The organism is Gramella sp. MAR_2010_147 (genome assembly GCF_900105135.1).
Classification (GTDB): Bacteria; Bacteroidota; Bacteroidia; order Flavobacteriales; family Flavobacteriaceae; genus Christiangramia.
Window position 1 is genome coordinate 33,249 of record NZ_LT629741.1, and the last position, 16,543, is coordinate 49,791.

At 36.3% G+C, this 16,543-nt stretch carries 13 protein-coding genes; 6 read left to right on the forward strand and 7 right to left on the reverse strand.

Features of this window, described 5'->3' with window-relative positions:
• The first annotated feature begins 187 nt into the window (after positions 1 to 187).
• The gene (locus tag BLT95_RS00200) at positions 188 to 2,338 is read left to right on the forward strand and encodes a response regulator (protein WP_231896381.1); all 2,151 of its coding nucleotides are present in this window, start codon (positions 188 to 190) and stop codon (positions 2,336 to 2,338) included.
• Positions 2,339 to 2,340: 2 nt separating this feature from the next.
• Here the strand turns inward: BLT95_RS00200 and BLT95_RS00205 are convergent, their stop codons facing one another.
• Together BLT95_RS00205 and htpG are read right to left on the reverse strand one after the other, a co-directional pair.
• Positions 2,341 to 3,156, reverse strand: a complete 816-nt coding sequence (locus BLT95_RS00205; RefSeq protein WP_089664073.1) for a DUF6503 family protein — start codon at positions 3,154 to 3,156, stop codon at positions 2,341 to 2,343.
• Positions 3,157 to 3,254: 98 nt separating this feature from the next.
• The gene (gene htpG / locus BLT95_RS00210) at positions 3,255 to 5,141 is read right to left on the reverse strand and encodes a molecular chaperone HtpG (protein ID WP_089664074.1); all 1,887 of its coding nucleotides are present in this window, start codon (positions 5,139 to 5,141) and stop codon (positions 3,255 to 3,257) included.
• Between the two features lie 210 nt (positions 5,142 to 5,351).
• Here htpG and BLT95_RS00215 point away from each other — a divergent pair, with 210 nt between their 5' ends.
• Positions 5,352 to 6,023: a TetR family transcriptional regulator C-terminal domain-containing protein gene (locus BLT95_RS00215; RefSeq protein WP_089664075.1), complete on the forward strand. Its 672-nt coding sequence runs from the start codon at positions 5,352 to 5,354 to the stop codon at positions 6,021 to 6,023.
• A 9-nt stretch (positions 6,024 to 6,032) separates the two neighbouring features.
• Positions 6,033 to 7,340, forward strand: a complete 1,308-nt coding sequence (locus BLT95_RS00220) for a lipopolysaccharide core heptose(II) kinase RfaY (RefSeq protein WP_089664076.1) — start codon at positions 6,033 to 6,035, stop codon at positions 7,338 to 7,340.
• A 176-nt stretch (positions 7,341 to 7,516) separates the two neighbouring features.
• Here BLT95_RS00220 and BLT95_RS00225 read toward each other — a convergent pair whose 3' ends face one another.
• On the reverse strand, positions 7,517 to 9,985 hold the full coding sequence (locus BLT95_RS00225; RefSeq protein WP_089664077.1) for a prolyl oligopeptidase family serine peptidase: 2,469 nt from the start codon (positions 9,983 to 9,985) through the stop codon (positions 7,517 to 7,519).
• Between the two features lie 136 nt (positions 9,986 to 10,121).
• Between BLT95_RS00225 and BLT95_RS00230 the strand changes: the two genes are divergently transcribed.
• Positions 10,122 to 11,132, forward strand: a complete 1,011-nt coding sequence (locus BLT95_RS00230) for a beta-ketoacyl-ACP synthase III (RefSeq protein WP_089664078.1) — start codon at positions 10,122 to 10,124, stop codon at positions 11,130 to 11,132.
• Between the two features lie 31 nt (positions 11,133 to 11,163).
• Here the strand turns inward: BLT95_RS00230 and BLT95_RS00235 are convergent, their stop codons facing one another.
• The 3 genes from BLT95_RS00235 to BLT95_RS00245 all read right to left on the reverse strand — a co-directional run bounded on the left by BLT95_RS00235 (position 11,164) and on the right by BLT95_RS00245 (position 12,404).
• Positions 11,164 to 11,373 (reverse strand): hypothetical protein, encoded by a 210-nt coding sequence (locus tag BLT95_RS00235; protein ID WP_089664079.1) that lies wholly within the window; start codon positions 11,371 to 11,373, stop codon positions 11,164 to 11,166.
• On the reverse strand, positions 11,366 to 11,608 hold the full coding sequence (locus BLT95_RS00240; RefSeq protein WP_089664080.1) for a DUF2007 domain-containing protein: 243 nt from the start codon (positions 11,606 to 11,608) through the stop codon (positions 11,366 to 11,368). Before BLT95_RS00240 ends, BLT95_RS00235 begins: the two co-directional genes overlap by 8 nt.
• Before the next feature lie 70 nt (positions 11,609 to 11,678).
• The gene (locus BLT95_RS00245) at positions 11,679 to 12,404 is read right to left on the reverse strand and encodes a hypothetical protein (protein WP_089664081.1); all 726 of its coding nucleotides are present in this window, start codon (positions 12,402 to 12,404) and stop codon (positions 11,679 to 11,681) included.
• A gap of 190 nt (positions 12,405 to 12,594) precedes the next feature.
• Here BLT95_RS00245 and BLT95_RS00250 point away from each other — a divergent pair, with 190 nt between their 5' ends.
• Both BLT95_RS00250 and BLT95_RS00255 read left to right on the forward strand, forming a co-directional pair.
• On the forward strand, positions 12,595 to 13,161 hold the full coding sequence (locus BLT95_RS00250) for a fasciclin domain-containing protein (RefSeq protein ID WP_089664082.1): 567 nt from the start codon (positions 12,595 to 12,597) through the stop codon (positions 13,159 to 13,161).
• 136 nt (positions 13,162 to 13,297) lie between these two features.
• The gene (locus BLT95_RS00255; protein WP_089664083.1) at positions 13,298 to 13,876 is read left to right on the forward strand and encodes a DUF4136 domain-containing protein; all 579 of its coding nucleotides are present in this window, start codon (positions 13,298 to 13,300) and stop codon (positions 13,874 to 13,876) included.
• Between the two features lie 111 nt (positions 13,877 to 13,987).
• Here BLT95_RS00255 and pheT read toward each other — a convergent pair whose 3' ends face one another.
• Positions 13,988 to 16,414 (reverse strand): phenylalanine--tRNA ligase subunit beta, encoded by a 2,427-nt coding sequence (gene pheT / locus BLT95_RS00260; RefSeq protein ID WP_089664084.1) that lies wholly within the window; start codon positions 16,412 to 16,414, stop codon positions 13,988 to 13,990.
• Positions 16,415 to 16,543 lie beyond the last annotated feature (129 nt).

A 16,543-nucleotide genomic window follows, 5' to 3' on the forward strand; every position in this document is an offset into this window, starting at 1 on the left:
CCTAAAACATGTTTCAAAAATAAATGTTGTGTAAGTGCTTTAAATAGAGTAATTTCAGACCCCGAAATTTATTTTAAAAACCTAACTGTTACTTTTGATAAAAAACTTTTCAGCCTTTTTCCTGGTGTTTTTTTTATGCTGGAGCGTTAGTTACGCGCAAACACCGCATTCTTCAGGTAAGGATTCAATGGAGGATATTCTCACTGAAATTAAGGAGCATATCGAGAAATACCGGCATGAGCAGGCTATAGATGTTGCTTACAGTCTTTTAAACACGGCAAAGGAGAAGGACGATATTTATCATGTATCTCATGCATATAATAGCCTTGGACATATTTATTTAGATTTAAAGGATACTGCACGTGCTCGTAAAAATTACACACTTGGTCTGGAATATGCGCAAATGATTGATAATGATACCATCGTTATGCGATCTTATAATAACCTCGGAAATATCTACTCAGAAATTCCGGAGACAAGAAACAGAGGAATAGATTATTATAATAAAGTAATTGATATTGCCAGGAAATTAGAAGACCCATCTGAACTGATTATTCCTAAGGCAAATATTGGGTGGACATATTTGGACATGGGAAATTATAATAAGGCTTTTCCTTATATTTCTGAATCTCTCCAATTAATGGATTCTTTAAAGCCTTATGAGGGCGTTGAAAATAAAATTCAAAAGAATAGTTTTTATTCCCAAATGTATATGCTTCATGGCCGCTATTTTGGTCATTTTAAACAGTATGATACCGCCACTTATTTTTTCGATAAATCTATAGAACTTGCCGTTAGAGATTCTCTAATTCTTCCCGCAGCGGAAGCCTACGGGGCATACTCCAGGATGCTTGAGAGCAAAGGCGATTTTGAAGCGGCTTATAATGCACAGTTAAATTATAGTAAATACAACTCAAAGGTCTTTGAAGGTGAAAAACTTAGGCAAATGGAAATAGCCAATGCCAGGTTCAATATCAATCAATACCGAAAGGATCTGGATATAGCTGAAAGAGAGCAGAGATACCAGGATGACATTATTGAAAAATCTCAAGAAAAAGTTGCTATCATGGTAATTTCATCTGTGATATTGGTTTTTATACTGGTCTTTCTGTATAAAATAAACCGTGATCGGAGAGGTTTAATTCGTGAATTAAAAAATAAGAATAAACAGTATAAAGAAGCGAAAGTAGAAGCAGAGAATCTTTCAATACTTAAAACACGTTTTTTTAGCACGGTTAGTCATGAAATTAGGACTCCGCTATATGGAGTTATTGGACTTACATCTTTGTTACTGGAGGAGAAAAGTTTAGGGAAGCATAAATCTGATTTGAAATCTTTAAAGTTTTCCGCAGATTATCTTTTAGCGCTTATTAACGATGTTCTCCAAATGAACAAGATGGAGTCTAATGAGGTAAAACTCGAAAGTGTATCCTTTAACCTTCGCGATCAGATTAATAGTATTTTGAATAGTTTTGAGTTTACCCGGGTACAAAATAAAAATAAGTTGCATCTGGATTTCGATGAAGAGATACCAGCATTTTTGATGGGAGATTCCATACGGCTTTCCCAGATCTTAATGAATTTGTTAGGGAATGCCATGAAGTTTACTGAAAGAGGGAATATCTACTTTCAGGTGAAACAAACAAAAATAACAGATCATCAATCTAAAATATTTTTTGAAATTCGCGACGATGGTCCTGGTATTCCCGAGAGTAAGAAAAAAGTGATTTTTGAAGAATTTTCTCAGTTAGATAATTCGAACTATAATTACCAGGGAACTGGTTTGGGATTACCAATTGTGAAAAGACTACTTAAACTTTTCAATTCTCGCATTAAACTGGAAAGTAAAGAAGGCGAGGGTTCCACATTTAGTTTTACAATCCTATTCGATGTTGATACCGCCAAGACCGAGAATTTGGAACAAGAGCAAAATCTGGTATTGGAGAATGATTCAGATCAAAAAAGTATCCTTATTGTGGACGATAACCGCATAAATCAGGTGGTCACTAAAAGAATACTGGAGAAGCAGGATTTTATTTGTCAAGTAGCGGGAGATGGAACACAGGCGATCCAAAAGGTAAAAAATGGGAATTTTGATCTGGTACTGATGGATGTGAACATGCCAGGGATCTCAGGACTTGAGGCTTCCAAAGAAATTAGAAAATTTAATAAAGAAATCCCTATTCTCGCTCTAACTGCGGTTGAGGTAGAGGAGATTAGGGAGGAAATTCAATTGGCAGGAATGACAGGAATCATCATAAAACCTTATGATGTCCAGAAATTCTATCAAATTGTTTATAAAAACCTGAGCCTTAAAAGGAAGCCAGAAGAAGTTTAGAGCTATTTACTCAATACTTCAGAATTGTTCGGGGCCTGGAAAAAATCCTGTTCAGGAGAAAAGAACTTTACATTAGAGATTGTCGCTTCTCCAAGTTTTTCACCAAAACCATCTTCCTTATTCCAGTTGTGAAAGCTCCATTGTGTTGGGATTGCTACCTTATCAAAATTTTGATAATTCGCATATACTATAGCGTGAGGATCTTCCTCTGCTTTTTCCTGCTCGCTGCTAAAAGTGACGATATAGGCAGCTGCTTTCAGCATATTTGTTTCAGGTTCTTTATAGACCACGTACCAGTCATCTGGCGAGTCTCCCACGTTAGATTTAAAACTTAGTTTAGCGGTCTCATACTGGAGACTATCCAATATTTTAGGTTCCTGTTCTTCCCATACGGTTCCAGGATCTGTCAGTTTAAAAGGCATGGCAAAGAAATATTGCCAGGTAAAAATATCAAACCTGGCACCTTCTTTCTTCGAGGTTTTTGGCGAAATATAAACCTGTTCTCCGTCGTATACAATAGAGGTTCCATCGGCTTTATCCAATCTTACTTTTGAAGAATTTGTAGTCATGCTCACGGTGCCTTCCAGTCTCGTGCTTCCACCGAAGTTTAAATTGATGTCAAACGCAACCGCTTCATTCATCATAAATGAGGTCTTATTATGTGCTTCTTCAATATTTTCAAAGAAGGAGAGTGCTTTTGGAGGAACAGCCCCATCTCCAATACCATTATTGGGCTCTACAGGAATTTTTTCTTCAGAATTATTTTGTTTACAACCAATAATCGTTAGAATCATCAGTAAAAGCGAGACCTTTTTCATAGTTTAAAATTTTTTCAAAAGTACAAAAGAATATTCTTGTAATATAAAAAGCCGCTCTCCTTATCAGAAAGCGGCTTCAAGCTATAAATAGCGAAGGTTTATTTTACCATATCAAAACTTCTCTTGATAAAACTCGTAAGTTCTTCACCTTTCAGGAGATTTTGAGATAGCCTGGCAAGATCCAGCGATTGCTTGATAAGACGTTGCTGTTTCTTTTCAGTTTTAGTGTTTAGAATAGTATTTATGAGCTCGTGATTGGTATTCACTACCAGATTATACATTTCTGGCATATTGCCCATTCCAAACATTCCACCGCCACCGGTTTGTTGCATTTCTTTCATTCTACGCATAAATTCCGGCTGCGTGATAATCAATGGAGCAGCATTACTGTCCATTGCTTCCATCTGAATGGTATATTTTTCTGAAGGGATCACTTTCTCAAAATCAGATTTTAAAGTTTCCTTTTCCTCGTCAGAAAGTTTAGATATTTTCTCTTCGTCTTTTTTGATAAGATTGTCTACATGATCTGAGTCTACTCGCACAAAAGAAATCTTCTCTTTAGAGGTTTCCAGTTTCTGCAGTAAGTGAGAAACAATAGGTGAATCCAGTAGTAAAACTTTATAACCTTTCTCCTTGGCCGCTTCAATATAACTATGCTGCTCGTTCTCATTAGAAGCATACAGCACTACCATATTACCATCTTTATCGGTCTGGTTTTCTTTGATCGCTTCTTCTAGCTCAGGGAAAGTGTAGAAATCACCTTCAGTAGTAGGGTATAGCGCAAACTTCTCTGCTTTTTCAAAGAACTTATCTTCAGAAAGCATTCCGTACTCAATAACGATCTTAATATCATTCCATTTCTTCTCAAAATCCTCACGGTTGTTATTGAAGAGGCTTTTTAGCTTATCTGCCACCTTTCTGGTGATATAGCTGGAAATCTTCTTAACCGCTCCATCTGCCTGAAGATAAGATCGCGATACATTTAGAGGAATATCAGGAGAATCTATAACTCCGCGTAACATGGTTAAAAATTCAGGTACAATTCCTTCAACATTATCAGTTACATAAACCTGATTTTGATAAAGCTGAATTTTATCTTTCTGAATGTTCATATCCTGAGTCATTCTTGGGAAATAAAGAATTCCGGTAAGATTGAAAGGATAATCAACATTTAAATGAATGTGGAATAATGGTTCTTCAAATTGCATTGGATACAATTCCCTGTAGAACTCATTATAGTCTTTTTCCTCGAGATCTGTAGGTTGCCTGGTCCAGGCTGGCTCCGGGTTGTTAATAATATTATCAACGGTTTGAGTTTCAGGTTTAGCGTCTTCCTTGGCATCTTCAGGAAGCGGTAAAGTTTCTTCCTTAGTTCCAAATTTAATTGGAATAGGCATAAACTTGTTATACTTCACCAATAACTCCTGAATTCTATTCTCTTCAAGAAATTCTTTGTCCTCCTCGTTTATATGGAGAATAATCTCGGTACCATGCTCTTTCTTGTCGCCATCTTCCAGAGTAAATTCTGTAGTTCCCTCACATATCCAGTGAGCTGCAGGTTCATCTTTGTGAGACTTAGTGATAATCTCTACTTTATTAGCTACCATAAAAGCAGAGTAAAAACCAAGTCCAAAGTGACCAATAATTCCACTGTCTTTTGCGGAATCTTTATATTTTTCAAGAAATTCTTCAGCTCCAGAGAAAGCTACTTCATTAATATACTTTTCAACTTCATCTTTTGTCATACCGATTCCCTGATCGATAATATGAAGCGTGTTATTTTCTTTATTGATCTTAACCTCAATAAAAGGATTGCCGTAATCTACGTTCGCTTCTCCTAATCCGCTTAAGTGTTTCAGTTTTAGAGTAGCATCGGTTGCATTTGATATTAGCTCTCTCAAAAAGATTTCATGGTCGCTGTACAGAAACTTTTTGATGAGCGGAAAAATGTTTTCAACAGATACATTTATTTTTCCGGTTGCCATATGTTTATTTTTAAATTTTGATTCATTCTCCCTATGTCAAAAAAAATACCATTCACGATTCGCTGTCAAACTGGCATAGGTGTAATTAATCTTTATGGCACACGTCTAAGTATCGAAAAGACCTGGGATCTAAATATTTAACAAAGTTTTGTTTAAAGTTTCTAATATTAAATTAAACAAAATTGTATTTTTGATGTAGAATAAAGAATTATGGCAAAGAAGACAGATAACACGAAAGCGAAGAAGAAGCCAAATGAAGAAAAGCTGATAGCTATTTATATGGATTACGTTCTGGAGCATGAAAAGACACCTAAAAGTGTGTACAAGTTTGCGAAAGATAATGATATGACAGAGCAGGATTTCTATGGATTTTTTGGAAGTTTTGACGGGTTGAGAAAGGTTATTTGGAATAAATTTTTTGAGAACAGCATCACTGTGATGGAAAAATCTAAAGAATATGCGAACTTCTCTAATCGTGAAAAACTACTCACATTTTTTTATACATTTTTTGAAGTACTCACCGCAAATAGAAGTTATGTTCTTTATGCATTGAATGAGAACGACATGCCTTTTAAAAATCTGGAACAGTTGAAGACGCTTAGAAAGAGCATGAAAAGTTATGCGAAAACACTAATTAGCGATGGGAATAAAGAAAAGTCACTGAAATTGTTTCAGCAGAATGAAACGATATTTTCTGAAGGCGTTTGGGTGCAATTCTTATTCTTGCTTAAATTCTGGAAAGATGACAACTCTGCAGCATTTGAGAGCACAGATGTAGCCATTGAAAAATCTGTTCATACGGTATTTGACCTTTTCGATACAACACCATTGGAGAGCGTGGTAGATTTTGGAAAATTTCTCTGGAAAGAGAGAATGGCTTAGATAGAAAAAATGAAGACGATAGATAGTATACCAACAGGAAAAATAGGAAGAACAGGGAAACTGGTGCAAACCGGTGTGAAAATAGGAGGAAACTACTTAAAATATTATAGCAAGAAAGCTTTTAATTCTGAGCTTACTCGGGATGAGTTAGATGAAGACAACGCAGGTGATATTTATGATGGTTTAAAAAGTTTAAAGGGAAGTGCTTTAAAAGTAGCTCAAATGCTTTCGATGGAAAAAAACCTGCTGCCAGGTGCCTATGTTGAAAAATTTAGTCTGGCGCAATTTAGTGTGCCACCACTTTCAGCTCCATTGGTTAGAAAAACCTTTAAAAAATATAATGGAGCCTATCCTGAAGAATTATATGATACGTTTGCAACCCAGTCGGTAAATGCAGCCAGCATCGGTCAGGTGCATAAGGCTACTAAAGAAGGGAAGAAACTTGCTGTGAAAATCCAATATCCGGGGGTTGCAGATAGTATCAGTTCAGATCTGGCTATGGTGAAGCCAATTGCATTGAAAATGTTCAATATGCAGGCTAAAGATTCTGAAAAATATTTCAAGGAAGTAGAAGGGAAGTTGCTTGAAGAGACAGATTATATTCTTGAAGTAAAACAGAGTAAGGAAATTTCAGAAGCCTGCTCCCATATTCCAAATATGGTCTTTCCTATATATTATGAAGATCTATCAAGTGAACGCATTATCACAATGGATTGGATGGATGGAGTTCATTTAAGTGAATTTGCACAGTCTAACGAAGACCAGGAGCTGGCAGATAAGATAGGGCAGGCGCTATGGGATTTCTATATGTTTCAGATCCACGGATTGAAACAGGTTCATGCAGATCCCCACCCTGGTAATTTTATGGTAGATAAAGACTATAACCTTATCGCTATAGATTTTGGATGTATTAAGCAGATTCCCGATGATTTTTACACGCCTTATTTTTCTCTAACGAATAGAGATAATTTAAATAATGAAGTCTTTTTTACCGACAAGCTTCATGAACTGGAAATACTGAACGATAAGGATACTGGAAAGGAAAAGGCTTATCTATCAGAAATGTTTAAAGAAATGTTTACGATGTTTTCTACTCCTTTTCAATCTGAAAAATTTGATTTTACAGATGAAAATTTCTGGAAACACCTCACTCAACTAAGTGAAAAATATTCAAAGGACCCTGAATTGCGAAGAATGAATGGTAATAGAGGAAGCAGGCATTTTCTCTATATGAGTAGGACCTTTTTTGGCCTTTACAATCTATTACATGATCTTAAAGCAAATGTTGATATTAACAAATTTAGAGTGTATCTCTAATGGTTGATTTATTGGTTAGGTTGTTAGAAAGCGTGATCGATCCCAATTGGTTGCGCTTTCTTTTTTAAATTAAAAGAGACCGTCTAAAAATTAACAATATTGTCAAGCTGGAATAAATTCAGGATGACGATATTTTTAATTTCCAGACAGCCTCTTTTTAAATAAAACTTATTTAATTAATTCTTCAGGCTTTCTTCAGGCAGTTCCTCCAGATTCTCTTCTGCTTCATTTTTGTTCTTCACGTATTTATCCAGCCATTGATCCTGTTCCCAAAGCACATGAAGTACAGATTCCTTGGCACTATAACCATGACTTTCCTTTGGTAGCATTACCAATCTTGCAGTGGCTCCAAGGCCTTTTAGGGCATTGAAATAACGTTCACTCTGCATAGGGTAGGTACCAGAATTATTATCGGCCTCACCATGTATAAGAAGTAATGGAGTTTTCATTTTATCTGTATGCATAAAAGGGGACATCGTATTATATACATCGGGCGCTTCCCAGTAGCTTCTTTCTTCACTTTGAAACCCAAATGGAGTAAGAGTTCTATTGTAAGCTCCGCTACGTGCAATTCCGGCAGCAAAAAGATCAGAATGAGATAACAAGTTGGCGGTCATAAAGGCGCCGTAACTATGTCCTCCCACAGCTACACGGTCTCTATCTACATAACCCATGTCGTCTACAGCATCTATTGCTGCTTTCGCATTATCCACCAGTTGTTTTCTAAAGCTGTCATTGGGTTCTTCTTCTCCTTCTCCAACAATTGGAAAAGATGCGTCATCTAATACTACATATCCGCGATTTACCCAGTAAATAGGCGAACCATAATAAGGATAGGTGAAATCATTCGCATTGGAAGTATTCTGAGAAGCTGAATTCTTGTCTTTGAATTCCCTTGGGTAAGCCCACATAAACATTGGAAGTTTTTTGGGATTTTCCTTATCGTATCCTGCAGGAAGATATAAAGTTGCATTTAATTCCAGTCCGTCATCACGCTTATAGGTGATCACTTCTTTACTAACTTCTTCCAGGCTTTTAAATGGATTTTCAAATGAAGTGATTTGAGTTAAATCATTTTCTGAATCTATATCCCTGATATAGTAATTTGGATATTCAGTAGAAGCTTCAATACTAACCAGAACTTTACCGTTTTCTATGTCTATGGCCTCGATCAGGTTTTCTTTTTTGTCTTCAAATTTAGATTGATACAACCTTTTGGTATCACCATCTTCAAGATCAATCCTGTCTACAAATGGATATTGTCCATCTTCAGTAAAGCCTCTACCCATCAAGAACCCATCTTCACCATCAAGCTTTAAAACGTTTCTTCCGAATTCGTTTTTAGTGGTTACAAAGTTTCCGGGATCACTATACACATCCTGGTAATTTCGGTCAAAGATGATTTCGGGGTCTTCAGAAGCATCTGAAGGATCAAAAACATAGGTTTTCGTATTTCTCGTATTCCACCAGTAGTCTGTTGCAATTGCGAGATCTTTGTCTCCCCACATAATTCTACTGCCACGGTTCTTAACTTTCAGCATTGATTTACCCTCACCATTGAAAGGTGCTTCCAGCTGAAAAAATTCATCACGATAATCTGCTTCAACTTCTGGGTCCCCGCCATCCAGAGCAGTTACATAAACTAAAGTAGCCGGTTTATCATCGCGCCATTGAAAATCTCTCTTTCCCTCACGTTCTGCCATAAAACCTTTAGGCAGGTCTTCAATTAGAGGTACATTGTTAATCATATTCACCAATTTTCCAGATGCATCATACACATTGGTTTCTGAAGGGAATCTATAATATGGAACCAGGTAAGAAAATGGTTTTTTAATGTTGGTGACCATTACATAGTTGCCATCGGGTGAAAAAGATATATCACTATACATCTTTGGAGCCATCCACTTAGTAGTAGTTCCATCTAAATTTACTTTAACCAGTTCAGATCTCGCCAGTTGTTCAAAATTATATTCATCATTAGGATTTTTCAGTAAGTCCTGATAGGTTCTATTTTGAGCTTCCTTCCCATCACTTACAGAAACAGTTGGACCCGATGGTACCGAAGTTTCAGTATCTATTAGCTCCTTTCTGTCGGTTGGAAGCATGGTTACCAGTAATGCGGAATTATCTCTGAACCAGTTAATGGTACTTCTCATATTCGCATTGAGGTTTCCTTCGGTCAGCTTTCTTGCAGAAGCCTCTTTGATATCTAACACCCAAAGCTCTACTCCTGTATTGGTGGTGTGGGTGAAAGCAATCATAGATTCATCTGGAGACCAGCTAAAATTTGTTAGTCTGGGTGTCTCTGGAAGTCCTTTAACATCTATAGGTTGATCACCTTTCACAGGCTTAACCTTAAGATCGTTATAATACCTTGCCCTGCTGTTAATATTAGTCACAGGATTAATTCTTAACCCACCTAATCGCATTTCTTCTTCACTTAGCTCAGCGATACTTTTAAACTGGTCCCTGTACAGGAAGATCATCATTTCTGCATCACTGTCAAGAATAGTTGCCGGCGCAAGGGGAACATCTATTAGATCGAGGATTTCTTTGGGCGGTTTTTGATAATCCAGATTTTCCTGGGCAATGATACCAGAAACAAAAAGGAACATTGTTGAAAAACAAATAAAAATTCGGTTCATAAATTAAATTTTAGTTGAAATTTTAATGATGGCAAGAACAGAAGGAATGTTAATGTTTCTTATATTGCTCGTCCATTTTTTTTACAAATTGCTTAAATTTAATAAGAATAATTTTTAAAATCATAAAAAACCGTTCATGTATCAAACTAAAATTGCAGGATTAGGAAAATATGTTCCGGAAAATGTTGTCACTAATGAAGATCTTTCTAAAATGATGGATACCAATGATGAGTGGATCACGGAGCGTACAGGAATAAAGGAACGCAGGCATATTAAAAAGGGTGATGGCAATACTACTGCGAGCATGGGAGTTAAGGCGGCTAAGATTGCTATAGAGCGTGCAGGTATTTCTAAAGACGATATAGATCTTATAGTTTTCGCCACCTTGAGTCCAGATTATTATTTTCCGGGATGTGGGGTACAGGTACAGGAAATGTTGGAAATAGATACTTGTCCTGCATTAGATGTGCGCAATCAATGTAGCGGTTTTGTATATGCGATCTCTGTTGCAGATCAGTTCATAAAAACCGGAATGTATAAAAATGTGCTGGTAATTGGAAGTGAAAACCATAGCGGTGGTCTTGATTTTACAACTCGTGGTAGATCGGTTTCTGTAATTTTTGGCGATGGTGCTGGAGCTGCAGTTTTAACCAGAAGTGATCATAACGGTCAGGGAATACTTTCAACACATCTACATTCAGAAGGAAAACATGCTCTGGAACTTTCTCTTAAAGGGCCAAGTACCAATCATTGGGTGCCTGAGATCATAGCTGAGAATCCCCAGGGGGACGATATTCCTTATTATCCTTATATGAACGGGCAATTTGTATTTAAAAATGCTATTCAGCGTTTTTCTGAAGTGATCAATGAAGGTTTAAAAGAAAATGGCCTGGAGGTATCTGATATCGACATGCTTATTCCACATCAGGCGAATCTTCGAATTTCTCAGTTTGTTCAGCAAAAATTTAAACTTTCAGACGAACAGGTTTATAATAATATTCAGAGATACGGTAATACAACTGCTGCCTCTATTCCTATTGCCCTCACTGAGGCCTGGGAAGAAGGAAAAGTAAAAAATGAAGATGTGGTGGTATTAGCTGCTTTTGGTAGCGGTTTTACCTGGGGAAGTGCAATTTTAAAATGGTAAAAAGTTAAAGGCCGGTTTTGCCGGCCTTCTTTTAAACTCCTTTAAAATATTTATATAGATCATAGATCCCAAAAACTATAAATCCCACGGCTATGATGATGCCAAAATTATCAGGTTCCTGGAGTTGAGTTTTTTGGTAAAGTCTAAAACTTCCATACCCCAGGAATAGGATTCCAAGTATTAAATTCCAGATATTTCTTTGTGGTTTTTGTTCTTGTGTTTCTATTTCCTGGTTATTCATCTGTAAAATCTTTTGGGAAAGTTGCCTTTGCAATTTTTACAGCTTCATCATAATCTTTTTGTAGAACAAACAATAGAACCTGCCCCGGAGTAGCTCCAAACCCAGCTCTTAATGCTGAATCAAAATCATTTCGTACTCTGGAGTGAATACCAGACTTTTCATATAATTCCTGAAGGTATTGAACATTTGTATCAGGACCCGTGTAAACTCTTTTATAATTTTCTTCTTCGCTCATGTTATGCTGATTTATCAATCTAAATTACAAATAAGCGATAGGTTATGGCAGTTTTTAAACCCAAATTAACTTATGCGTTATAAAATTTACTGTTCCAAATCTCTGTGCTGAAATTTTTACCCATTTTAAAACCATAGAAAATGGAGAGTCCTGCAAACCATTTAAAAATGAAAAAGAAGATCATAAAGAATTGAGTAGCAGATTGCCTGGGAGTAAATAGACCCTCTGGAATAAATAAAGCAGTTAAAAAACTCGTTGCTAAGAGCAAAACCACAAAATTTTCAAGTGTCTTAAAAGGCCACATTAGTAACTTTCTAAAGGGATGAAGGTCATTTCCCCACTTATGAACCAAATAATAGTAATCATTACCTATGGGGGCGAATAGCAATGGATCGTCAGCATTTTCCAGTTTAAAAAGTTTGGAGGGAGCTATTATTTTAAATCCCCTTAGTTTGGTGTGGTGGTCCCTCTCTAGTTGCTTGATCTCTATTAATGCTTCGTATGGGATTTCAGATTTAAAGAATTTGGAGTCGAGAAATCGCAATCTATAATTCACACAAATTTTATAAATATCGTCCAGGTGAAAAATTTTATGGCTTTTAAGGAGGTCGGGTTCAAAATTATTTTCTGTAGTGCTTTTTCCTTTTTCCAGCTCTTTTCTAATATTTTCATCTTTAATTTTAGAATTTGTCAGAATTGAATTGACCTCTTTCAGGATTTGTGCTTCAGTAGTACTTTTGCTTCTAACTTTTAGCAATTGTCTTTCAATATTCGTACGGGGAAATTTCAGCTTCATTATCTTTTCTTTAGCCTCACTAAATTAGCTAATTAAGCTCAGAATAGCAATCTGAAATTTATCAAAAGGCAAGTCTCATCACACTTATAGTTATTCGCGCAATTGTTAATTCTATACTAATTAAGGTCTTTCAAAAAACCGTCTTGTTTGCTTCCTCGTATTTTTCTATACAAATAATCAAACTTTAATTATGAAAAATCTAAGATTTTTAACTGTTTTAAGTATGTTCCTATTTATTGGGACAATTGCAATTGGTCAAAACGGAATGGCTGAAACAAAAATGGTAGGAGGAGCAGAAATGTATCCATCAAAAAATATTGTTGAGAATGCTGTGAATTCTAAAGATCACACCACTCTGGTTGCCGCGGTAAAGGCTGCTGAGCTTGTTGATATTCTTAAGAGTGATGGCCCGTTTACTGTCTTTGCACCAAAGAATTCAGCATTTGAAGCACTTCCAGCAGGAACGGTTGAATCTTTACTGAAAATGGAAAATAAGAAGAAATTGCAAGCTGTTCTAACGTATCATGTGCTAGCTGGAGATTATAAAGCTGCAGATATTGTTGCTGCAATTAAAAAAGGTAACGGGAAAGCTTCTTTCAAGACTGTAAACGGAGGAGAAGTATGGGCAATGCTTGATGGTGATAAGGTAAAACTTAAAGGAGCATCTGGAAATGTTGCTACGGTAACTGTCGCAGATGTAAATCAATCAAATGGAGTGATCCACGTGATAGATACAGTTTTATTGCCTGCAATGTAATAACAATTGTGAATAGAATTTAGAAAAAGCGGCTACAGGCCGCTTTTTGCGTTAAATAAACGTCAAATTAACGCCAGGCCTTTTGTGGTTCAAAGCTTTGAGGTTATTTTGTTTCAACTAAATAATTTTTAATGCTATGAAATTTTTAAAAATCAATCTTTTATTTCTTGCAACCATCCTACTGGCTTCATGTGGATCCAGTGGTCCCACGGCTAAAGATGACGTTAAGAAATTAAAATCTTATGATTCTTACGCGTATCTGCCAAATAAGGATACTATTATTAGCAGAGATTACGATAATACTGCGATTAATGAAACCATCCTACAAACTATCAATGCAAATATGAGGGAGAATGGATTTCGTATGGATAAACTTCAAGCGGATGTATTGGTGCATGTTCACCCAATGTTTGATGAAAAAGTGGCCGTAAATGCTAATCCGGTCTATACCAATTATCCTTATTATCGTCCTGGTTTTTATATTGGTCCATATTATAAGGATGTAGCCTATGATAATTATTTCACGATCCAAAGAATTAATGGTCCGCGTGTAAGCCAAATTCCATATAAGGAGCGCTCTATTGTAATTGATTTTATAGATAGAAGATCTAATGAAATTTTATGGAGAGGAACTTCAGATGAAACTATTGGGACTAATAGACTTCAACGTGATATCAGGGAATATATAGATGATATATTTAGAGAACTTTATTAAGTTTATTCGAAACTCTTAAAAGCGAAACCCCGTTACCAAAGTAGCGGGGTTTCTTTTTTACAGTTTCAAGCTGAGGTATAAAACAAAATTTCGGTTTTAAGGAATACTGAATTATCTCAATTCAGCTTCCAGCTCTTTTTCAAATCTATGCTGAAGTTTTTTCATCATTTTATCTACCTGCTTATCGGTAAGCGTCTTGTTTTCATCCTGAAACACAAAACTTACGGCATAGCTCTTTTTGCCTTCCGGAAGATTCTTACCTTCATAAACATCGAATAGATTTATGTCTTTCAATAATTTCTTTTCCGTTTGAGTTGCGATCTGCTCAATTTCATCATAGCTAACAGACTGATCAAGCAAGAGCGCGAAATCCCTCCTTACACTTGGATATTTTGGAATAGGAGAGAAGTTCTTTTTTTGCTGTTTAGTAGTTTCAATTACTTCATCCCAGTTAAAATCGGCAAAAATCACTTCCTGATCGATATCAAACTTTTTCAGAATTGATTTTTTAACGACTCCAAATTCAACGAGTTTTGCTTTTTTACTGCTTAATTGCAGTCCTTCAGAAAACACATCGCTTTTTACAGCCTTGCTTTTCAGGTCCTTGATGCCAAGTTTTTCAAAGACCGCATTGATGGCTCCTTTCAAAAAGAAAAAGTTACCATTTCCTGCAATACTATTCCATCTTTCTATAGTTCTTTCACCTGTAATAAAAAGAGAAAGATGCTTGTTTTCTTCCCTTCCGCTTACATAAGAATGATAGGTTTTTCCGAATTCGAAGATCTTTATACTGCTCCTTTTTCGGTTAATATTATAACTAATCGCTTCCAGTCCGGAAAATAACATACTTTGTCTTAGCACAGAAAGATCCTGACTTAGAGGATTGAGCATTTCAACCTGATATTCATCCTTTAGTTCTTCACTTAGCTTATTGTATTTTGCCGTAGTTAGTGAATTTGCCATAGTCTCATAGAATCCCTGTCCAATGAGCTGACCCGCAATTAAATTCTGAATTTTATAATCTTCAAATTTGGAGGAATTGGCAACAGAAAGACTAAGCTTATCTCCAAATTTAATGTTATTATAACCGTAAACCCGAAGAATCTCCTCAATAACATCAGATTCGCGTTGAACGTCTACTCTATAAGAAGGAATTGTAAGTCCCATTCCTGTTTCAGTGACATTATTTACCCGAATTTCCAGAGAAGCAAGTATAGATTTTATCGTCTCCTCTTCCAGATTTTCACCAATAAGTTTATTAACCTTTTCAAAGGTTAGAAACACCTGGAAATCTTCAATTTTCTTAAAATAAAGATCATCAATATCACTGGTTATTTCACCACCTGCAATTTCCTTAATAAGCAAGGCTGCCCGTTTAAGGGCAAATTCTACGGCATTAATATCTATTCCTCTTTCAAATCTGAATGAAGCATCTGTATTTATTGCATGTCTTTTTGCTGTTTTACGAACGCTAACCGGATTAAAGTAGGCACTTTCTAAAAATACCTGAGTAGTATTTTCTGTAACACCGCTACCAATTCCACCGAAAACCCCGGCAATACAAAGAGGTTTTTCTGCATCACAGATCATAAGATCTTCTTCATGCAATTCTCTTTCAATATCATCCAGCGTAGTAAATTTTGTCCCTGCTTTAAGAGTTTTTACATTGATCTCGTTACCTGCAATTTTACCAGCATCAAAAGCGTGAAGTGGCTGCCCAAGTTCATGCATCACGAAATTGGTAGCATCTACCACATTGTTTTTTGGCGTAAGACCAATTGCTTTTAACCTGTTTTGAAGCCATTTTGGAGATTCACCTACTTTAATTTCAGATAGGGTAACACCACAATATCTTGGCGCCAGGTTAGAATCTTCAACTTTAATCTGAATCTTTAGGCTGCGACTATCTACATGAAAACTGCTTACTGGCGGCGTGATTAATTCCAAATGCTTACCCATTTGCTGATAACCTGCCTTTAGATCTCTGGCAACACCCCAATGGCTCATAGCATCGGCCCTGTTTGGTGTTAATCCAATTTCAAAAACATCATCATTTTCAACTTCAAAGATACTGGCAACCTGTGTGCCTGGAACCAATTCATTATCCATGATCATGATCCCTTCATGACTTTGTCCCAGCCCTAATTCTTTTTCAGAGCAAATCATTCCAAAACTTACTTCGCCTCGAATCTTTCCTTTCTTGATCTCCCAGGATTCACCTTTTTCATCATAAAGTACAGTTCCAATAGTTGCAACAGGTACTTTTTGTCCGGCTCCAATATTGGGGGCTCCACAAACTATTTGAACTTCTTCACCATTTCCAATATTCACCTTTGTAAGCTGTAACCTGTCGGCATTTGGATGAGTTTCGCAACTTAATACGTGGCCCACAACAATACCTTCAAGACCTCCCTTGATACTTTGAAAGTTTGAGATGCCCTCAACTTCAAGACCAAGATCTGTTAATAATTCTCCTGTTTTTTCAGCTTCTTCAGGTAGTTTAATGAACTGTTTCAGCCAGTTATATGAAATTTTCATGGATAATCTTTTTCAGGCAGCAAAGATAGTATTACGAATGGTTTTGTCATAATCTGAAAAATAATTTTGTCGGCATATTTGTTAATAAAAAAGAGACTGTTTAAAAAGTTAAAATTTCGTCTTATGGAA